At 66.8% G+C, this 17,831-nt stretch carries 14 protein-coding genes; 10 read left to right on the top strand and 4 right to left on the bottom strand.

The window, feature by feature from the left end:
• Position 1: 1 nt before the first annotated feature.
• Together cyoB and cyoA are read right to left on the bottom strand one after the other, a co-directional pair.
• Positions 2-1,999 (bottom strand): cytochrome o ubiquinol oxidase subunit I, encoded by a 1,998-nt coding sequence (cyoB, locus tag GV832_RS09215; RefSeq protein WP_168774560.1) that lies wholly within the window; start codon positions 1,997-1,999, stop codon positions 2-4.
• 7 nt (positions 2,000-2,006) lie between these two features.
• Entirely contained in the window at positions 2,007-3,128 is a 1,122-nt protein-coding gene (cyoA, locus tag GV832_RS09220; RefSeq protein WP_168774561.1) for a ubiquinol oxidase subunit II, read from the bottom strand.
• A gap of 146 nt (positions 3,129-3,274) precedes the next feature.
• On the opposite strand from cyoA, the gene GV832_RS09225 reads away from it, so the two are divergent.
• The 10 genes from GV832_RS09225 (at position 3,275) to GV832_RS09270 (ending at position 16,520) form a co-directional block, all read left to right on the top strand.
• A complete protein-coding gene (locus GV832_RS09225) occupies positions 3,275-4,564 on the top strand; it encodes an MFS transporter (protein ID WP_168774562.1) in 1,290 nt (429 codons plus the stop codon).
• A gap of 91 nt (positions 4,565-4,655) precedes the next feature.
• Entirely contained in the window at positions 4,656-7,187 is a 2,532-nt protein-coding gene (locus tag GV832_RS09230) for a putative bifunctional diguanylate cyclase/phosphodiesterase (protein WP_168774563.1), read from the top strand.
• Entirely contained in the window at positions 7,184-8,146 is a 963-nt protein-coding gene (locus GV832_RS09235) for a sugar-binding transcriptional regulator (protein ID WP_168774564.1), read from the top strand. The genes GV832_RS09230 and GV832_RS09235 overlap by 4 nt, the downstream gene beginning before the upstream one ends.
• A gap of 40 nt (positions 8,147-8,186) precedes the next feature.
• On the top strand, positions 8,187-10,271 hold the full coding sequence (locus GV832_RS09240; RefSeq protein WP_168774565.1) for a CocE/NonD family hydrolase: 2,085 nt from the start codon (positions 8,187-8,189) through the stop codon (positions 10,269-10,271).
• Positions 10,258-11,217: a succinylglutamate desuccinylase/aspartoacylase domain-containing protein gene (locus GV832_RS09245; RefSeq protein ID WP_168774566.1), complete on the top strand. Its 960-nt coding sequence runs from the start codon at positions 10,258-10,260 to the stop codon at positions 11,215-11,217. Before GV832_RS09240 ends, GV832_RS09245 begins: the two co-directional genes overlap by 14 nt.
• Before the next feature lie 24 nt (positions 11,218-11,241).
• Positions 11,242-12,819 (top strand): peptide ABC transporter substrate-binding protein, encoded by a 1,578-nt coding sequence (locus tag GV832_RS09250; protein ID WP_168774567.1) that lies wholly within the window; start codon positions 11,242-11,244, stop codon positions 12,817-12,819.
• A gap of 50 nt (positions 12,820-12,869) precedes the next feature.
• Positions 12,870-13,790 (top strand): ABC transporter permease, encoded by a 921-nt coding sequence (locus GV832_RS09255; protein WP_168774568.1) that lies wholly within the window; start codon positions 12,870-12,872, stop codon positions 13,788-13,790.
• Entirely contained in the window at positions 13,783-14,634 is an 852-nt protein-coding gene (locus tag GV832_RS09260; RefSeq protein WP_168774569.1) for an ABC transporter permease, read from the top strand. Before GV832_RS09255 ends, GV832_RS09260 begins: the two co-directional genes overlap by 8 nt.
• The gene (locus tag GV832_RS09265) at positions 14,635-15,567 is read left to right on the top strand and encodes an ABC transporter ATP-binding protein (protein ID WP_168774570.1); all 933 of its coding nucleotides are present in this window, start codon (positions 14,635-14,637) and stop codon (positions 15,565-15,567) included.
• On the top strand, positions 15,564-16,520 hold the full coding sequence (locus tag GV832_RS09270; RefSeq protein WP_168774571.1) for an ABC transporter ATP-binding protein: 957 nt from the start codon (positions 15,564-15,566) through the stop codon (positions 16,518-16,520). Before GV832_RS09265 ends, GV832_RS09270 begins: the two co-directional genes overlap by 4 nt.
• Before the next feature lie 57 nt (positions 16,521-16,577).
• On the opposite strand, the gene GV832_RS09275 is transcribed toward GV832_RS09270, so the two are convergent.
• Both GV832_RS09275 and GV832_RS09280 read right to left on the bottom strand, forming a co-directional pair.
• Entirely contained in the window at positions 16,578-17,036 is a 459-nt protein-coding gene (locus GV832_RS09275; protein WP_168774572.1) for an RpiB/LacA/LacB family sugar-phosphate isomerase, read from the bottom strand.
• Positions 17,033-17,794, bottom strand: coding sequence for a triose-phosphate isomerase (locus tag GV832_RS09280; RefSeq protein ID WP_168774573.1), 762 nt, complete (start codon positions 17,792-17,794; stop codon positions 17,033-17,035). Before GV832_RS09280 ends, GV832_RS09275 begins: the two co-directional genes overlap by 4 nt.
• Positions 17,795-17,831 lie beyond the last annotated feature (37 nt).

Raw genomic sequence — 17,831 nt, forward strand, 5'->3', positions numbered from 1 at the left:
CTCACGCCTCCAGCTGACGGGTGCGGGCGTCTTCCACGCGGGTGACCTCTTCGGCCGGGATGTGGTAATCGCGGTTGTAGTTGAAGGTATGGGCTATGGCCGCGCCGATCAGGGCGAGGAAGGAGGCCGCAGCCAGCCACCAGACATACCAGATCAGCGCCATCCCCACGATCGTGGCCAGCCCCGCCAGCACGACCCCCGCCCCGGTGTTCTTCGGCATATGGATGGGCAGGAAGCCCGAGGTGGGACGCGGCACGGCCTTCTCCTTCATCTCGGTCCAGGGGTCGAGGTCGTGGATCACAGGCGTGAAGGCGAAGTTATAGGCGGGGGGCGGCGAAGAGGTCGCCCATTCCAGCGTCCGCCCGTCCCAGGGGTCGCCCGTGACATCGCGGTTCTCGTTGCGCTTCCAGATCGAGACGGCGAACTGGATGAACATGGCCAGGATCCCGCCCGCGATCAGCACGGCGCCAAAGGCCGCGATGGCGAACCAGATTTGCAGGTCGGGGTCATCGAAGACCCGCATCCGCCGCGTGACGCCCATCAGGCCCAGGACGTAAAGCGGCGCAAAGGCCACCCAGAAGCCCACGACCCAAAGCCAGAAGGACACTTTCCCCCAGAAGACATCCAGCGTGAAGCCGAAGGCCTTGGGCCACCAGTAGGTGATGGCGGCGAAGGTGCCGAAGACCACGCCTCCGATGATCACGTTGTGGAAGTGGGCGATCAGGAAGAGCGAGTTGTGCAGCACGAAGTCGGCAGGCGGCACGGCAAGAAGGACGCCCGTCATGCCACCGATGACGAAGGTCAGCATGAAGGCCAGGGTCCACATCATGGGCAGGTCGAACCGCACTCTTCCGCGATACATGGTGAAGAGCCAGTTGAAGATCTTGGCCCCGGTCGGGATCGAGATGACCATGGTGGTGATGCCGAAGAAGGCGTTCACCGAGGCGCCCGAGCCCATGGTGAAGAAGTGGTGCAGCCAGACGACATAGGACAGGACGGTGATGCAGACCGTGGCATAGACCATCGAGGAATAGCCGAAGAGCCTCTTGCCCGAGAAGGTTGCCGTGATCTCGGAATAGACGCCGAAGAGCGGCAGGATCAGGATATAGACCTCCGGGTGGCCCCAGATCCAGATCAGGTTCACATACATCATGGCATTGCCGCCAAGATCGGCCGTGAAGAAGTTGGTGCCGACATAGCGATCGAGCGTCAGCAGGATCAGCGTCATGGTCAGGACCGGGAAAGAGGCCACGATCAGGACGTTGGTGCAAAGCGCGGTCCAGGTGAAGACCGGCATCTTCATGATCGTCATGCCCGGCGCGCGCATCTTGATGATCGTGACCAAAAGGTTGATCCCCGAGAGCGTCGTGCCCACACCCGCGACCTGAAGCCCCCAGATGTAGTAATCCACCCCGACATAGGGGCTTTCCGTGATGCCCGAGAGCGGCGGGAAGGCCAGCCAGCCGGTCTGCGCGAACTCCCCAAGGAAGAGCGAGGCCATGATGATGACCGCGCCACCCACCGTCATCCAGAAGGAGAAGTTGTTCAGGAAGGGGAAGGAGACGTCGCGCGCCCCGATCTGAAGGGGGACGATATAATTCATCAACCCGGTGACGAAGGGCATGGCCACGAAGAAGATCATGATCACGCCATGGGCGGTGAAGACCTGGTCATAGTGATGCGAATTCAGGTAACCCTCGGAGCCGCCGAAGGCCAGGACCTGTTGCAGCCGCATCATCACCGCATCGGCAAAGCCGCGCACGAACATGACAAGGCCAAGGATCATGTACATGATCCCGATCTTCTTGTGGTCGACGGAGGTAAACCACTCGGTCCACAGATAGCCCCAGAGCCGGTACCAGGTCAAAAGCGCGAAGAGAGCGCCACCGCCGAGCGCCACGACGGCAAAGGTCGCCAGCACGATCGGGTCGGTCGGGATCGCATCCCAGGTCAGCCTTCCGAACAGAAGGCTGGTCTCGATTGGGCCAGTCACAGCCATGATTGCCTCACAGGTCGGAAGGAGAAAGGGGAAGCGTCGCCAAGGGGTTGGGCGCGCCGGGCAGGGTCAGGCCGTGGCCCAGCAGGGGCTCGGTCCTTGGGATCGGCGCCCGTTCCGGGAGGCTCGCGGCCAAAAGCTCCTCGACCGTGCAGACCCCGGTGACGAAGCCCGCCTGGGCCAGGGCCGGGTTCCGCCCGGGCAAGCTGGCCAGGGGCGTCGCCACCCCGGTCCCGCCCTTCATGTCCAAGGCCATCATCTCGGCCTGGCACATCTTGCCCTCGATGACGCAAAGGTTGACCGCGCGGGCGAAGAGCCCCTCTTCGACCTGGCCGTAATAAGCGACCGGGTTCTTCTCGGACTTCTCGGCCAGGGCCAGGTAGGTGGCGCTGTCCAGGACCGCGCCCTGCTTGGCCTTGGCGACCCAATCGGCAAAGCCCTTGTCATCCAGCGCATGGACCTTGAACTTCATCCCCGAAAAGCCCGCGCCCGAGTAATGCGAGGCCGTGCCCTGGAAGGTGCCTGCGTGGTCAAAAAGCCCGTTGAGCTCGGTCTGCATGCCGGGCATGGCATAGATCATCCCCGCCATGGCCGGGATGTAAAACGCATTCATCACGCTGTCCGAGGTCAGGTGGAACTCGACCGGGCGACCCACGGGCACGGCCAGCTCGTTGACCGAGGCCACACCCTCTTCGGGCAGGATGAAGAGCCATTTCCAGTCCAGCGCCACGACCTGGACATTCAGGGGCTCGACCCCTTCCAGGCTTTGGCCCTTGCCATCCTCGGCGAGCGGCCGGTAGGGGTCGGTCATATGGGTGCCGACCCAGGTCAGGGCGCCGAGAGAGATGATGATGAAGAGGGGCGCGGCCCAGATCACCAGTTCCAGCTTGGTGGAGTGGTCCCAGTTGGGCCGGTAGTCGGCTGCCTTGTTGCCCGCCCGGTAGACCCATGCGAACCAGACCGTCAGCACCATCACCGGGATGATGATGATCAGCATCAGCAGGGTGGAAGAGATCAAGAGGTCCCGCTGCTCGAGGGCAACGGGGCCTGCGGGATCCAGCACTTCGGACTTGCAGCCCATCAGCACCAGCGTCAGGGCGGATAGCCCCAACCACCTCAATTTGAATGGCATTTTCGGTTCCTGGTCAGTCGGTTCGTTCGCGGAGTATGCTAGGACATAGAGGTGAACGCTTTCCCCCGGCATTGGACAATTTGCCCAATCCCGCTGCGCTGCGGCAAAGGGCAAAACCGGGCGGCGAACAGGTGAAGGACGGGAAGATGACCGATATTGCCCCTCATGCGGCCGCCCATGACGTGCGGCCCTCGGATATCGCGGTGGGGGTGATCCTTGGCCGCTCTTCCGAATTCTTCGACTTTTTCGTCTTTGCCATCGCCTCGGTCATCGTCTTTCCGGGGCTTCTGTTCCCCTATATGACGCCGCTCGACGGCACGCTGTGGAGTTTCGCGATCTTCGCCCTGGCCTTCGTGGCGCGGCCCTTCGGCACGGTGATCTTCACCGAGATCGACCGCGCCTTCGGCAAGAACGTCAAGCTGGTCGTCGCGCTCTTCCTCCTGGGGTCCTCCACCGTGGCCATGGGGCTTCTGCCTGGATACCAGGAGATCGGCCACTGGGCGGCGGTGCTTCTGTGCATCCTGCGGATCGGGCAGGGGATCGCGCTGGGCGGGTCCTGGGACGGGCTGCCCTCGCTCTTGAACATCCATGCGCCCGAGGGTCGCAAGGGCTTTTACGCCATGGTGCCGCAGCTCGGCGCTCCGGTGGGGCTGATCGTCGCGGCGCTGCTCTTTGCCTATCTCATCGCGGCCCTGCCTGCGGCGGATTTCCTGGACTGGGGCTGGCGTTACCCCTTCTTCGTGGCCTTTGCCATCAACGTCGTGGCGCTTTTTGCGCGGCTGCGCATCGTGGTCTCGCCGGAATACCAGGCCATGTATGAAAGCCGCGACCTGGAGCCGACGCCCGTCGTGGCCACCCTGCGCTCCGAGGGGCGGGGGATCGTGCTGGGCGCCTTCGCGCCGCTCGCAAGCTTTGCGCTGTTCCACATCGTCACGGTCTTCCCGCTGTCCTGGGTCTTCCTTTACACCAGCGAAAGCCCGGTCCGCTTCCTGATGCTGGAGGCCCTGGGCGCGGTCGTGGGCCTGGGCGCCATCGTGGCCTCGGCCTGGCTGGCCGACCGCTTCGGGCGCCGCAGCCTGTTGTTCTGGGGCGGGGCGGGGATCGCGGTCTTCTCTCTGCTGGCGCCGGTGCTGCTGAACGCGGGTGCGGTGGGCGAGACGATCTTCCTCCTTTACGGCTTTGCGCTTTTGGGCCTGAACTTCGGGCAGAGCTCGGGCGCCATCGCCTCGCTCTTCGCTCCCGGCCGGCGCTATACGGCCTCGGCCCTGGTCTCGGACCTGGCCTGGCTCTTCGGCGCGGGCTTTGCGCCCCTGGCCGCGCTGATGCTCTCGGCCGCCTTCGGGCTGTTCGCCTCGGGCTTCTACCTCTTGTCGGGCGCGGTCTGCACCATGCTGGCCCTGCACTTCGCCCGCCTGCTGGAGGCGCGGCGCGACTGACCGCCCCACTCTCCCTGCGGTAATCCAAGTTCGGACTCGATTCGCGCTAAAGGCTAGGCTAGACTTCAAGGGTAAACCTTGAAGTTTTCAGATGATAAATCGCTGGCCCCCGTCTGCGGATGCAAGGCCCTCCCCGCCCCGCCGGGTCGAGGATGGGACGGTTTGGGTTCTGCATGCGGTCACGGGGCAAGAGCCTAGCCTGGCCATCGGCTCGGCCGAGGCGCTTCCCTTGCCTGACAGCCTGGACTGGTGGTCGCCGGACGAGCGACCGCAGGCCGAAGCCTGGTTCCGCGGGCTCTTGCTCCCTCCGCCCGAGCGGGTCCCGGGGCACGATCCCCCCCTGCGGGTCCCCGTCCTGATGCTGCGCGCCGTCCGGGGCCCGCTTGCGGGGTCCTACCTGCGGTTCGAGGCCGATCCCCCCCTGGGCAAGACGGGTGAGGCCCGTGGCAGTTGCTCGGATTTCATGAGCCATCTTGGGCCTTTGCGCCGCGCACTTGATTTCATCGACTATTCTCACCTGGGCACCTGGATGCTGGATGTTCCCAGCGGAGCGCTGGATATCGACGCCACCTGGGCCCGGGCCCTGGGCTACAGCCTGGCAGATCTGTCGCCATTCAACCACAGCGACTGGGCCGCCATGACCCATCCCGACGATGTCGCGGGCTTCGAGGCGCAAGAGATCCGCGACCGCCTCGCCCGGGGCGAGGTCGTGCATTTCGTCTCGCGCACGCGTCATGCCAAGGGGCATTGGGTCTGGCTCTTGACCTGCTGCCGGGCGGCGCTGTGGGACGGGCAGGGCGCGGTCCTGCGGGTCATCGGCTATGACATCGACATCACCGAACACCGCAGCCTCCTGGCCAAGGCCGAGGATCAGCGACAGTTGATGATGCGAATCCTCGACGTCATCCCCTCCGGTCAGCTGGTGGTCGATGACGAGGGGCTGATCACCTTCTGCAACCCGGTGGCGGCCGAACTGATCGGCACCGCGCCCGAGCGCGCCGTGGGCCAGGCGCTGACGGCTGTCCTGCCGCTGGAGGAGGGCCCGGACCGCCTGCGCCAGGTGCTGGCAGAGCAGGGCGACCAGCGCGGCATGACGCTGGTCCTGCGCCCCTCGCCCGAACGCGACCTGGACGAGGCCATCCGCGAGCAGCTTTTCGACAGCGACACCGCCGAGGCCCCCGCCCAGGCCAGGCGCTATCTCTCGGCCGAATTCACCCGCGTGTCCGAAGTGGGGCGGACCTTCGTCACCCTCTCGGACAACACCGCCCAAGAGGCGCAGCGCCGCAGCCTGGAACGCGCCGTCGAACAGGCGCGCTTCATCGCCACCCATGACCTGATGACGGGCCTGCCCGACCGTTATGACTTTCTGCATCGCCTGACCGAGACCCTGGGCCAGTCCGGCCCCCTGGGGACTCCGGTCGCGGTGATGCTGATCGACCTGGACAACTTCAAGATGGTCAACGACGGGATGGGGCATGAGAAGGGCGACCAGGTGATCAAGGCCGCCGCCGCCCGGCTGGAGCGCGGCCTTCCCGACCGCGCGCGGCTTGCCCGCTTTGGCGGTGACGAATTCGTGGTGATGATCCCCGATTGCCCCCCGGCCGAGGCGGCGCTTCTGGCCGAGGACCTGCGCGACCGCTTTGCCGTCCCGCTGACCTTCTCGCTGCGCCATGTCCTGATCTCGTGTTCGATCGGCATCGGGGTCTTTCCCCAGGATGCCGGGACGGCCGACGAGCTGATCCGCTGCGCCGACCTGGCGATGTACGAGGCCAAGGCGCTGGGGCGCGGCCAGATCCGCCGCTTTACCCCTGACCTGCGGCGGCGCAACGAAAGGCGCAGCGCCGTGCTTCAGGCCGTCCAGCGCGCCCTGTCGGAAAGCAGCTTCCACATCGTCCTGCAACCGAAGTTCCGCCTGTCGCGTCTGGGCCAGCCGATCGGGGCCGAGGTCCTCTTGCGGCTGCGCGACACCGAGATCGGGCAGCTCTCTCCGGCCGAGTTCATCCCCATCGCCGAGGCCCAGGGCCTGATCCCCGCCATCGACCGCGAGGTCGTGCGGCTGGTGGGCGAGTTGCGGGCCCGTGGCTTCGCGCTGCCCCTGTCGATCAACCTGTCGGCCCTGACCCTGTCGGGGCCCGGTTTCGGTGACCTGCTCGAGGCGCTGCCGGCCCTGGCCCGCAAGGGCGGGCTGATGGTCGAGGTGACGGAGACCTCTTTCATGGGCCGCCTTGGTGCCGTGCGTGACACGTTGCACATGCTGCGCCGGTCGGGCGTCGGCGTGGCGGTGGATGATTTCGGCATCGGCCATTCTTCGCTGGCCTATCTGCAATCCCTGCCCGTGCAAGAGCTCAAGATCGACCGGTCCTTCGTCGCAAGCCTCGGCCACGAGCCTGGCCCCTCCCATGCCATCGTCCGCGCCATCCTGGCCATGGCCGAGGCGCTGGGCCTGACCACGGTGGCCGAGGGGGTCGAGACGCCCGAACAGGCGGATTGGCTGATGGCGCACGGCTGCGAGCTCGCCCAGGGCTTCCTTTTGGGCCGCCCCGTCGATCCGCAGGAGTTCCAGCGCTTCTACCTGTCCCCGCAAGAGGAAAACCTCCCCTCTGACCTCGGAGCGAGCCGATGAACCCCCCGACACCGACGCATCACCCCGACAGTCTCGAAGCCCGCGTGATCTGGCTGCACGATGTCGGCGGCCTGGCCGCGCGCGAGATCGCCTGGCGCCTCGGCGTGCCCGAAGTGCGGGTCGAAAAGATCCTGGCCGCGCCTCGCATCGGCCTGGCCGCCTCTGTCGCCCCGGAAAGCGAGACGCGCAACCTGGCCGAGGTCTCGCGCCGCCTGGCCGCGCGCCATGGCCTGGCCGCCGTCCATCTTGGCGCCCGTCTCCTGCCCTCGGAAAGCGCGATGGAAACCGTGTCGCGCGCCGGGGCCGCCTTCCTGGCCGAAGAGCTGCGCCAGGCCGGGGCAGGGCCCGGGGGGCGCCTGATCGCGCTCAGCCACGGCCGCACCATCGCGGGCGCCGCCGCCGCCTTGCCGCGGGTGCGGGCCAGCCATGTCCGCTTCGTCTCGCTCTTGGGCGACCTGACCGCGCGGCGCTCGGCCTATCCGCACGAAGTCATGTATACGCTCGCCCGCCGCCTTGGGGCCGAGGCCTTCATCATGCCTGCCCCCCTTTACCTCTCTTCCCCCGCCGAATGCCTGGCGCTGGAGCAGATCTCGTTCATCCGCGATATCCTGCGGCTTCAGGCCGAGGCGGATACGCTGATCCTGGGGATCGGTCAGGCCGATACCGAAAGCCAGCTTCTGTCGATGGGCATGATGGAGCGGGTGGCGCTGGAGATGCTGATGGAAGCGGGCGCCGCGGGCGAGATCATGGGGCGCTTCATCGACAAGGAGGGGCGCGAGATCCCCTCCGACCTCGCCCGCCGCACCGTCTCTCCCCCGATCGAGTCGTTGCGCGGGCGGCGTGTCGTGGGCATCGCGGGGGGCATGTCCAAGGTCCGGGCGATCCGGGCCGTGCTGGCCTCGGGCATCCTGGTCGAGCTGATCACCGACCTGGCCACGGCCGAGGCGCTCTTGATTTGAGATCGGCGCTGTTGCATCCTTGTTCAACAAGGGGGCCGCAATGATCGTCGAAGAGCCTGTCTTCATCACCCTGCGGGATGGCACGCTTCTGGCGGCCAAGCTCTGGCGGCCCGATGGCCCCCCGGTGCCAGCGGTCCTGGAATACCTGCCCTACCGCTTCCGCGACGGCACACGGGGGCGCGATCAGGCGATGCATGGCTGGATCGCGGAGCAGGGTTATGCCTGCCTGCGGGTCGATATCCGGGGGATGGGCGAAAGCCAGGGGCTTTTGCACGACGAATATTCGGCGCAAGAGCTGGCCGATGGCGTCGAGGTGATAGCCTGGATCGCAGCCCAGGACTGGTGCGATGGCCAGGTGGCGATGATGGGGATTTCCTGGTCGGGCTTCAACGCCTTGCAGATCGCGGCGCTGCGGCCCCCGGCCTTGAAGACCGTGATCCCGGTGGGTTTCACCGATGACCGCTATGCCACCGATGTGCATTACATCGGCGGCTTGATCTCCAAGGACAATTTCGACTGGTCGGCCACGATGCTGGCGCAAAACGACCTGCCGCCCGACCCCGCGACCTTCGGCCCGGGCTGGCGGGCGGAATGGCTGAAGCGCGCCGAGGCCAATGTCCCCTGGGCGCATCACTGGTTCGCCCATCAGCGCCGCGATGCCTATTGGCAGCACGGCTCGGTCTGCCAGGATTACGCTGCCATCCAGGTCCCGGTCTATGCCGTCTCGGGCTGGGCCGACAATTACGCCGAGGCCGTGCCGCGATTGCTTGCGGGCCTCAAGGTCCCCGCGCGGGGCCTGATCGGCCCCTGGGCGCATTCCTATCCCCATGACGTGACGGTGGGCCCCGCCATCGGCTGGCTGCAAGAGGTCATCCGCTGGCTGGACCACTGGCTGAAAGGCCGCGACACCGGGATCATGGAGGAGCCCTTCCTGCGGGTCTGGATGCAAGAGCCCCTGCCGCCCGCGACCTGCTACACCCATCGCCCGGGCCGATGGGTGGGCGAGGACCACTGGCCCTCCCCGCATATCCGCGACCTGACCTTCGCGCTGGAGGGCGAAAGCCTCCGCCCCCTGCCTGCCGAAGAGACAGCGCCGCCCCTGGCCGGGGGCGCCGCCGCCCCCCTCTCTCCCCCCGCCGCCCCTGCGAATGCGGGGGCCTCGACCCCCGGCCCGACCGGGTCGGCCCCTTCTTCCCCCTCTGCAGCCCAACCCCGCTCCATCCTCTCCCCCCTCTGGGTCGGCCTCACCGCCGGAGAGATCGGCCGCTACGGCGAGGATGCCGATTGGCCGCCCGATCAGCGCATGGATGACGGAGGCTCGCTGGTCTGGCTCTCGCCGCCGCTGACGGAACGGCTGGAGATCATGGGCGCGCCGAAGGTCACCCTGCACCTCTCCGCCGACAAGCCCCAGGCCCAGGTCTGCCTCCGGCTCAACGACGTCTCCCCGGATGGCCCAAGGGCGCGGGTGACGGTCGGCCTTCTGAACCTGACCCACCGCAACAGCCACGAGACCCCCGAACCCCTCACCCCCGGCCAGGTCTACGCGGTGACCGTCGAGCTCGACGACATCGCCCAGGCCTTCCCGGAAGGCCACCGGATCGGCCTTTCGCTCTCGACCTCTTACTACCCCATCGCCCATCCCGGCCCCGAGCCTGCCCGCGTCACGATCCATGGCGGCACCCTGCACCTGCCAGAGCGCCCCCCTCGCCCCCAGACCCTGCGCGACTTCGACGCCCCCGTCTCTGCCCCCCGCACCCCCGAGCGCCACGAAGAGGTCCCCACCGTGCCGCGCCGCGTCACCCTGGACCTGCTCTCGGGCCGCTATGCCGTCGACTTCCCGCGCTGGACCTACCGGCTGGTGATGGAGGATATCGCCACCACCGTCACCTCCGAAGGCCATGTCCGCCACGAGATCACCGAGGGCGATCCGCTCTCGGCCCTGACCACGACCGAATACCGCGTCACCATCGACCGCCATGGCATCCTGGCGGGCCATCACTCCAAGGGGCGGCTTTCCTGCGACGCCACCCATTTCCGGCTGGAAACGCAATTGACCGTGACGGAAAACGGGCAGACGATCTTCGAACGCCAATGGGACGAGAGGTTCGCGCGTGACTTCCAGTAGCGAGATCATCGAGCTGCCCGCCGACAGTCCCGGGCGTCGCTTGCATGTGATGCTGCACCGCTTCGGCACTGCGAAATCCCGCCCGAAGGTCTATCTGCAAGCCGGCCTCCATGCCGACGAGATGCCGGGGCCCCTGATCCTGCACCACCTGAAGAGCCTTCTGGAAGATGCGGAGATAATTGGCGAAATCCTGATCGTCCCCCTGGCCAACCCCATCGGTTTCGCTGAATGGCTGCACGACAAGCCCCAGGGGCGCCGCCACCTGGCCTCGGGGCAGAACTTCAACCGTGGCTTCCCCGATGCCCCAACCGACACACCGGACGAAAACGCCGCCCTGCGCAGCCTGCTGCTGAGCCTTTCGCAGGATGCCGACCATGTCCTTGACCTGCATTGCGACCATTTCGCCGTGCCGCATCTTTACACGACGCCAAGACACCCCGAGCGGACCGACCTCCTGGCCTCTTGCATGGGCGCGCGGCTGGCGCTGATCGCCGAGGTCTCGGGCGGCCATGCCTTCGACGAGGCCAATCCCGGCGGCTTTGCGGCAACCTTGGAATATCGCGGGCAGTTCGACGTCAGCGACGCCCTCGCGCAGGCTGATGCCTTGGGCCTGATGACCTATCTCGGCGCCGTCGGCGCCATCGCCCCGCAGGGCGCCCCCCTGCACGCCCCCGCCCCCCATCTTCCCCTTGCCGGTGCGCTCGAAGCCCTTGCCCCCCAGGGCGGCATCGTCACCTGGGAGGCCGCTCCGGGCGACGAGGTCCACAAGGGCCAGCCCATCGCCCAAGTGACCGATCCCATGACCGGGCTGCGGCTGCCCGTGCCCGCCCCCTGCGACGGGCTCCTCTTCCGGCAAGAGCTGTGGCGCCTGTGCCTGCGCGGCCAAAGCCTCGCCCATGTCGCGGGGCGCGAGCCTGCCCGCAGCGGCGACCTTCTGTCCGATTGAAACCAAAAGACCAGGGAGACCAAGATGCGCCTTTCGACATGCCTGACCGCCCTCGCGCTGTGCCTTGCCTTGCCCGCCTTTGCCGATGATGTGCTGGACCGGGGCGTGGGGTCGGAATGGTCCTCGCTGGACCCGCAGGTCAATTTCGACGCGGCGGCGGGCTGGATCCAGATGGATGCCTATGAGGGGCTGGTGACCTTCGGCACCGATGGCAGCTTGCGGCCGGGCGCGGCGGAGCGCTGGGATGTCTCGCCCGACGGTCTGACCTATACCTTCCACCTGCGGCCCGGGCTGAAATGGTCGAATGGCGAACCCCTGGTCGCGCAGGACTTCGTCAACGGGGTCCTCAGGACTCTGAACCCCGAGACCGCCTCGGACAAGGGCTATTACTTCTACTCGGTCGTCAAGGTGAAGGGCGCCGAGGCGCTCGCCAATGGTGAGACCAAGGATGCCGCGACCCTGGGCGTCACCGCCCCCGATCCGCAGACCGTGGTCTTTCAGCTTTTGACCCCCGCGCCGCATCTCTTGCAGATCATGGGCGGCTTCCAGATGGCGCCCTTGTATTCCCCCACCTTCGCCGAGAAGGGCGCGGCCTCTTTCATCGACGCGGGCAACGTGGTCTCGAACGGGGCCTATACGATCACCGAGATCGTGCCGCAGTCCCATGTTCTCCTGACGAAAAACCCCAATTACTGGGATGCCGCCAATGTCGCCATCCCCCAGGTGAAATACCACGTGACCGAGGATTCCTCGACCGAGCTCAAGCGCTACCAGGCGGGCGAGTTGGACATCACCTATGACATCCCGCTCGCCCAGATGGAGACGCTGAAGGCCGAGATCCCCGACCAGGTGAAAATCGCGCCCTCGACCGAGGTGGTCTATTACTCCTTCAACCTGACCAAGGAGGCGACCGCCAACCCCGACCTGCGCCGCGCCCTGTCGCTGGCCATCGACCGCGAGACGCTGGAGGGCAAGATCGTGAAGTCCGGCGCCATCCCGGACTATTCCTATGCCGGCGGCTTCGACCCGGCCTATCAGGGACCCCAGATCGCCGAGGCCGCGATGTCCCAAGCCGAACGCGAGGCGCTGGCGAAAGAGCTTTTCGCCAAGGCGGGCTACGGGCCGGACAAGCCCCTCAAGCTCACCATCGTCTGCACGGTCGCCGAGGAAAGCAAGAAGCGCGCCCAGGGCGTGGCGCTCATGTGGAAAAAGACGCTGGGCATCGAGGTCGAGGTCCAGGCCATGGAGCGCAAGGCCTGGCTCGACGCTTTCTACGCCATGGGCTGGGATGTCTTTGCCGACAACCTGGTGGGCGATTTCGCGGGGCCCGAGACCTTCCTCGCCTATATGCGCCCCTCGGCCGAGCCCGGCTATCAATGGGTGAAGCCCGAATATGACGCGGCCATGGATGCGGCGGCGGCCCTGGCCGACCCGGCCCAGCGGTATGAGGCGCTGGCCAAGGCCGAGAAGATCCTGCTCGACGACGCCATCTTCGCCCCCATGGCGATCACGCCGACGCGGATGCTGGTCTCTCCGGCGGTCAAAGGTTGGGGAGAAAGCCCGGCCGGTTACTGGAACAGCCAGTTCCTGACGCTGGAGTAAGGCCTGGTGGGCAGGGGCAATCAGCGACCCGCAGCAGGAGAACGGAGGGCATGATCTCCTTCGTGGCCAAAAGGCTCTGGTCGGGGCTCTGGACCCTTGCGGCGCTGATCACGCTGACCTTTTTCGTGATGCGGCTGGTGCCGGGAGGGCCGTTTTCGAAGAACCGCAAGATCTCCCCCGAGGTTCAGGCCAATATCGAGGCGGCCTTTCACCTCGATGAGCCCGTCTGGCGCCAGTTCCTGCGCTACCTGGGGGGGCTCGTGCAGGGCGACCTTGGGCCCTCCTTGCGGTTTCGCGATTACTCGGTGAATGACCTGATCGGCTCGGGCCTGCCCTATTCGCTGACCTTGGGCTTCTGGGCGATCCTGGTGGCGGCCGCCCTCGGGATCAGCCTCGGCATGGCCGGGGCCCTGCGCCGAAATGGCCCGGTGGACTGGGCGACCGGGGCCTTCGGCGTCATGGGGATCGCGGTGCCGATCTTTATCCTCGGGCCGCTCGCGCAACTGTATTTCTCCTTGCACCTCGGGCTTCTCCCGGTCTCGGGCTGGAACGACGGCATCCGGTCGCTGATCCTGCCGGTCCTGATCCTGGCCCTGCCAAACGTCGCCTATATCTCGCGCCTGACGCGGTCCTCGCTGATCGAATCCCTGCGCGAGCCCCATATCCGCACCGCGCGCGCCAAGGGCATCGGACCATGGCGCGTGTTGCGGGCCCATGCGCTGAACGGAGCGCTTTTGCCCGTGGTCGCCTATCTCGGCCCGGCCACGGCGGGGCTGATCACCGGGTCGATCCTGATCGAGACGATCTTCGCGCTGCCGGGCGTGGGGCGGCATTTCGTCGATGCGGCGCTCAACCGCGATTACCCGCTGGTCATGGGCATCACGCTCCTTTACGGCGGTTTCCTCATCCTGTTCAACATCCTGACCGACATCACCCGCGCCTGGATGGACCCGAGGCTGCGTCATGGCTAGGTCCCCCTTCCGCCTCGCCCTCGCGCGCTTCCTGAAGAACCGCATGGCCGTGGCCTGCACCCTCCTTCTGGCCCTGATCGTGGCGCTCTGTTTCCTCGGCCCGCTCTTCTTCCCCTTCACCGGAGAGGACAGCGATTTCGACAATATCTCCGCCCCGATCGACCTGTTCTCCGCCCACCCTTTCGGCACCGACGACTTCGGCCGCGACCTGCTGGTCCGGGTGATGGAGGGCGGCCAGGTCTCCTTGACCATCGGCTTCCTCGGCGCGCTGGCCGCAGGCGTCATCGGCACGCTTTACGGCGCGGTGGCGGGCTTTGCGGGCGGCAGGCTTGACCGGCTGATGATGGCCGCGGTCGAGGTGCTTTACGGCTTTCCTTACGTCATCCTCGTGGTCCTTCTGTCGATGCTCCTCGGCGGCGGCAATATCGCGCTCTTTGCCGCCATCGTCTTCACCCTCTGGCTCACCCCCGCCACCATCGTCCGCGCCCAGGCGCAATCCCTCGCCCGCCGCGAGTTCATCGAGGCCGCGCGGGCCGGCGGCATGACCAACACCGCCATCGTCCTGCAACATATCGTCCCCAACACCATGGTTCTGGTCCTGGTCTATGGCTCGCTTCTGGTCCCCGAAGTGATCCTCTCGGAAAGCTTCCTCTCCTTCCTCGGCATCGGCATCAAGGAGCCCCAGGCCTCCTGGGGCAACCTGATCGAGGCGGGGACCGCGCAGATGGAGACCGACCTGCGCCTCCTTGCCCTGCCGGGAGGGCTTTTGGCCCTGGTGCTCTTCAGCCTGAACTTCATCGCCGATGGGCTGCGAGATGCCTTCGACCCCAAGGAGCGGCTTTAGATGCTGGAGATCAAGGGCTTGACGGTCGATTTCCGGGTCGAGGGCCGCATGGTCCGGGCGGTGGATGGGGTCAGCCTGTCTATCGCCAAGGGGCAGGTCATGGGGCTGGTGGGCGAAAGCGGCTCGGGGAAATCCCAGGTGCTTTACGCGCTGATGGGGCTCTTGGCCGAGAACGGGCGGGCAGGGGGGCAGGCTTTGTTCCAGGGGCAGGACCTGTTGACGATGGCGCCGCGCGCTTTGGACCTGCTGCGCGGCAAGCGGATCGCGATGATCTTCCAGGACCCGATGACCGCCCTCAACCCCTATCAGCGCGTCGGCGACCAGTTGGCCGAGGTCCTGTTCCACCTGCCGAAGGCGCAGGCCTGGGAGCGCGCGGTGGCCATGCTTGAGCGGGTGAAAATCCCCGATGCCGCCGCCCGGGCGCGCCGCTATCCGCATGAATTCTCGGGCGGGATGCGCCAAAGGGTGATGATCGCCATGGCGCTTTTGGCCGAACCCGACCTCCTCCTAGCCGATGAGCCCACGACCGCGCTGGATGTCACGATCCAGGCGCAGATCCTTGATCTCCTGGGCGAACTCGCCGCCGAGACCCAGACCGCCATCCTGATCGTCACCCATGACCTCGGCGTCGTGGCCCGCCTTTGCGACCGCGTCACCGTCCTTTACGGAGGCCGGGTGATGGAGGAAGCCGGGGCCGAGGCGCTCTTCGAAGCCCCCCGCCATCCCTATTCCCAAGGCCTCCTCGCGGCCACGCCCCGGATGGAGGCCCCCCTCGCCCCCCGCATGACCACGATCCCCGGCACCCCCCGCGCGGGCGCCGCAAGCCTGCCCGGCTGCCCCTTCGCCCCGCGCTGCGCCCTTGTCACCGACCGCTGCCGCAAGGAAACCCCGCAACTCATCGAGGGCATCGCCTGCCGCGAGGTGACCCGATGATCCTCGAGGCGCGCAACCTCTCCGTGGCCTATCCCCTCCCGCGCGGGTTGATCTCGCGGCCCGCGCCCCTGACCGTGGTGCATGACGTCTCCTTCCGGCTGGAACGCGGCAAGACGCTGGGTATCGTCGGCGAAAGTGGTTGCGGGAAATCGACCCTGGGGCGGGCGCTGTTGCACCTTCTCCCCGCCGCCAAGGGAGAGGTCCTTTGGGCGGGCGAGAACCCGGCGCAGATGGCGCCCGAGACGCTGCGGAAGGCCCGTGCGAAACGGCAGATCATCTTCCAGGACCCGATCGCGGCCTTGGACCCCCGGATGACGGTGCTGAAAAGCCTGACCCGTCCCCTGGCGACCTTTGAACCGGGCATCACCCGCGCCGAGTCCCGCGACCGCGCCGCCGAGGTCCTGCAACGCACTGGCCTCTCAGCCGATTACCTGGCCCGCTATCCGCACGAACTCTCCGGCGGCCAGGCGCAACGGGTGGGCATCGCCCGGGCGCTCATTGCCAGGCCCGAGGTGATCATCTGCGACGAACCGGTCAGCGCGCTCGATGTCTCGATCCAGGCCCAGGTGGTGAACCTGCTTCTGGACCTGCAAGAGGACCTGGGCCTGGCGCTGGTCTTCATCAGCCACAACCTCGCCGTGGTGCGGCAGATGGCCGATGAGGTCATGGTCATGTGCCTGGGCCGCGTCGTCGAACAGGCCCCGGCGGAGGCCTTCCACCTCTCCCCCCAGCACCCCTATTCGCAGGCCCTGCGCCAGGCCGTGCCAGAGCCCGACCCCTTGGCCGAAAGATCAAGGCGTGGCAAGGCTTTGCAGGGCGAACTTCCCTCGGTCCATGCCCCGCCGCCGGGCTGCGTCTTCGCCAGCCGCTGCGACCGCGCAAGGCCCGAGTGCCGGACCACCCGTCCGGAACTCGCCCCGCGCGGAGCGGCCCTCGTGGCCTGCCCTTACTAGAGCTTTTCCCCGCACGTTCTTTGCGCAAAACCGGTTCCCCGTTTTGCGCGACCTGCTTCAGGCCTTGTACTTCGCGTCGATGGCGTTCATCGCCGCGACATTGCCCGCCGACTTGCCCGCCTTGTCGAAGTTCAGCGTCTCGGCCAGCCAGGCTTCGGCGATGGCTTTGGCGAGTTCCGACCCGATGACCCGCGCCCCCATGGTAATGATCTGCGCGTCGTTGGAAAGCGCCGCGCGGGTGGCCGAATAAGTGTCATGTGTCAGCGCGGCGCGGATGCCCGGAACCTTGTTGGCGCTGATGCAGACGCCGATCCCCGTGCCGCAAACGAGGATCGCGCGGTCATAGGTCCCGTCCAGCACGCCCGAGGCCACCCGCTCCGAGAGATTGGCATAGAAGGGATCGGCCTGGCCCTCCTGGCGCGAAATCTCATGGACCTCATGCGCGCCCTTCAGGTGATCGGCCAGGAGTTTCGCCAGACCCTCTCCGGCGCTGTCGCCTGCGATGGCAAGTTTCATGGGGTATCCTTTCCAAGTTGGTCCGAGACGCGGGCCAGGATGTCGAGGTAACCCGCGACATCCCAGGCCGAGCGCCCGATGAAGAGCCCGTCCACATGGGGGCAGGCGATGAGTTCCGCGCAATTGCCGGGGTTGACCGAGCCGCCATAAAGGCAGGGAATGCGCCGCCCGGTGACCTCATGGGCCACCGCGATGATCTCGGCCTGGCGGGCATCGGCGTAACCGGCCGAGGCGGGGATGCCGCCCGCGCCGATGGCCCAGACCGGCTCATAGGCCAGAAGCACCGGGGCCGCGCCCACATCCGCCAGGGCCATGCGGGTCTGATGGGCCAGGACCTCCGCCGCCCGGCCCGCCTCGCGCTCCTCCAGCGTCTCGCCGATGCAGATCAGCGGGATCAGCCCGTGACGCACGGCGGCGGCGGCTTTCAGGCCCACCGCCTCATCCGTCTCGCCGAAATGCGCGCGGCGTTCGGAATGGCCAAGCTCCACGAGGTCGAGCCCGCAATCCTTCAGCATCAAAGGGCTGATTTCCCCGGTCCAGGCGCCCTGATCCTCCCAATGCATGTTCTGCGCACCGACCTTGACGGAGGTCGCCGCCAGCATCGCCTTGACCTCGCGGACGGCGGTAAAGGGCGGGATGACGAAGCGCTGCAGGCGGGGGTCGCGGCTGGCCTCGGTGGCCAGAAGCCCCTCGGCGAAGGCCCGCGCCTCGGCCAGGGTCTTGTTCATCTTCCAGCTGGTGCCGATCCAGAATGTCATGTTCGTCTTCCAGAGAGTGGGGGTCCTGAGAAACAGG

The organism is Stagnihabitans tardus, assembly GCF_009925085.1.
In the GTDB taxonomy this organism is placed as follows: domain Bacteria; phylum Pseudomonadota; class Alphaproteobacteria; order Rhodobacterales; family Rhodobacteraceae; genus Stagnihabitans; species Stagnihabitans tardus.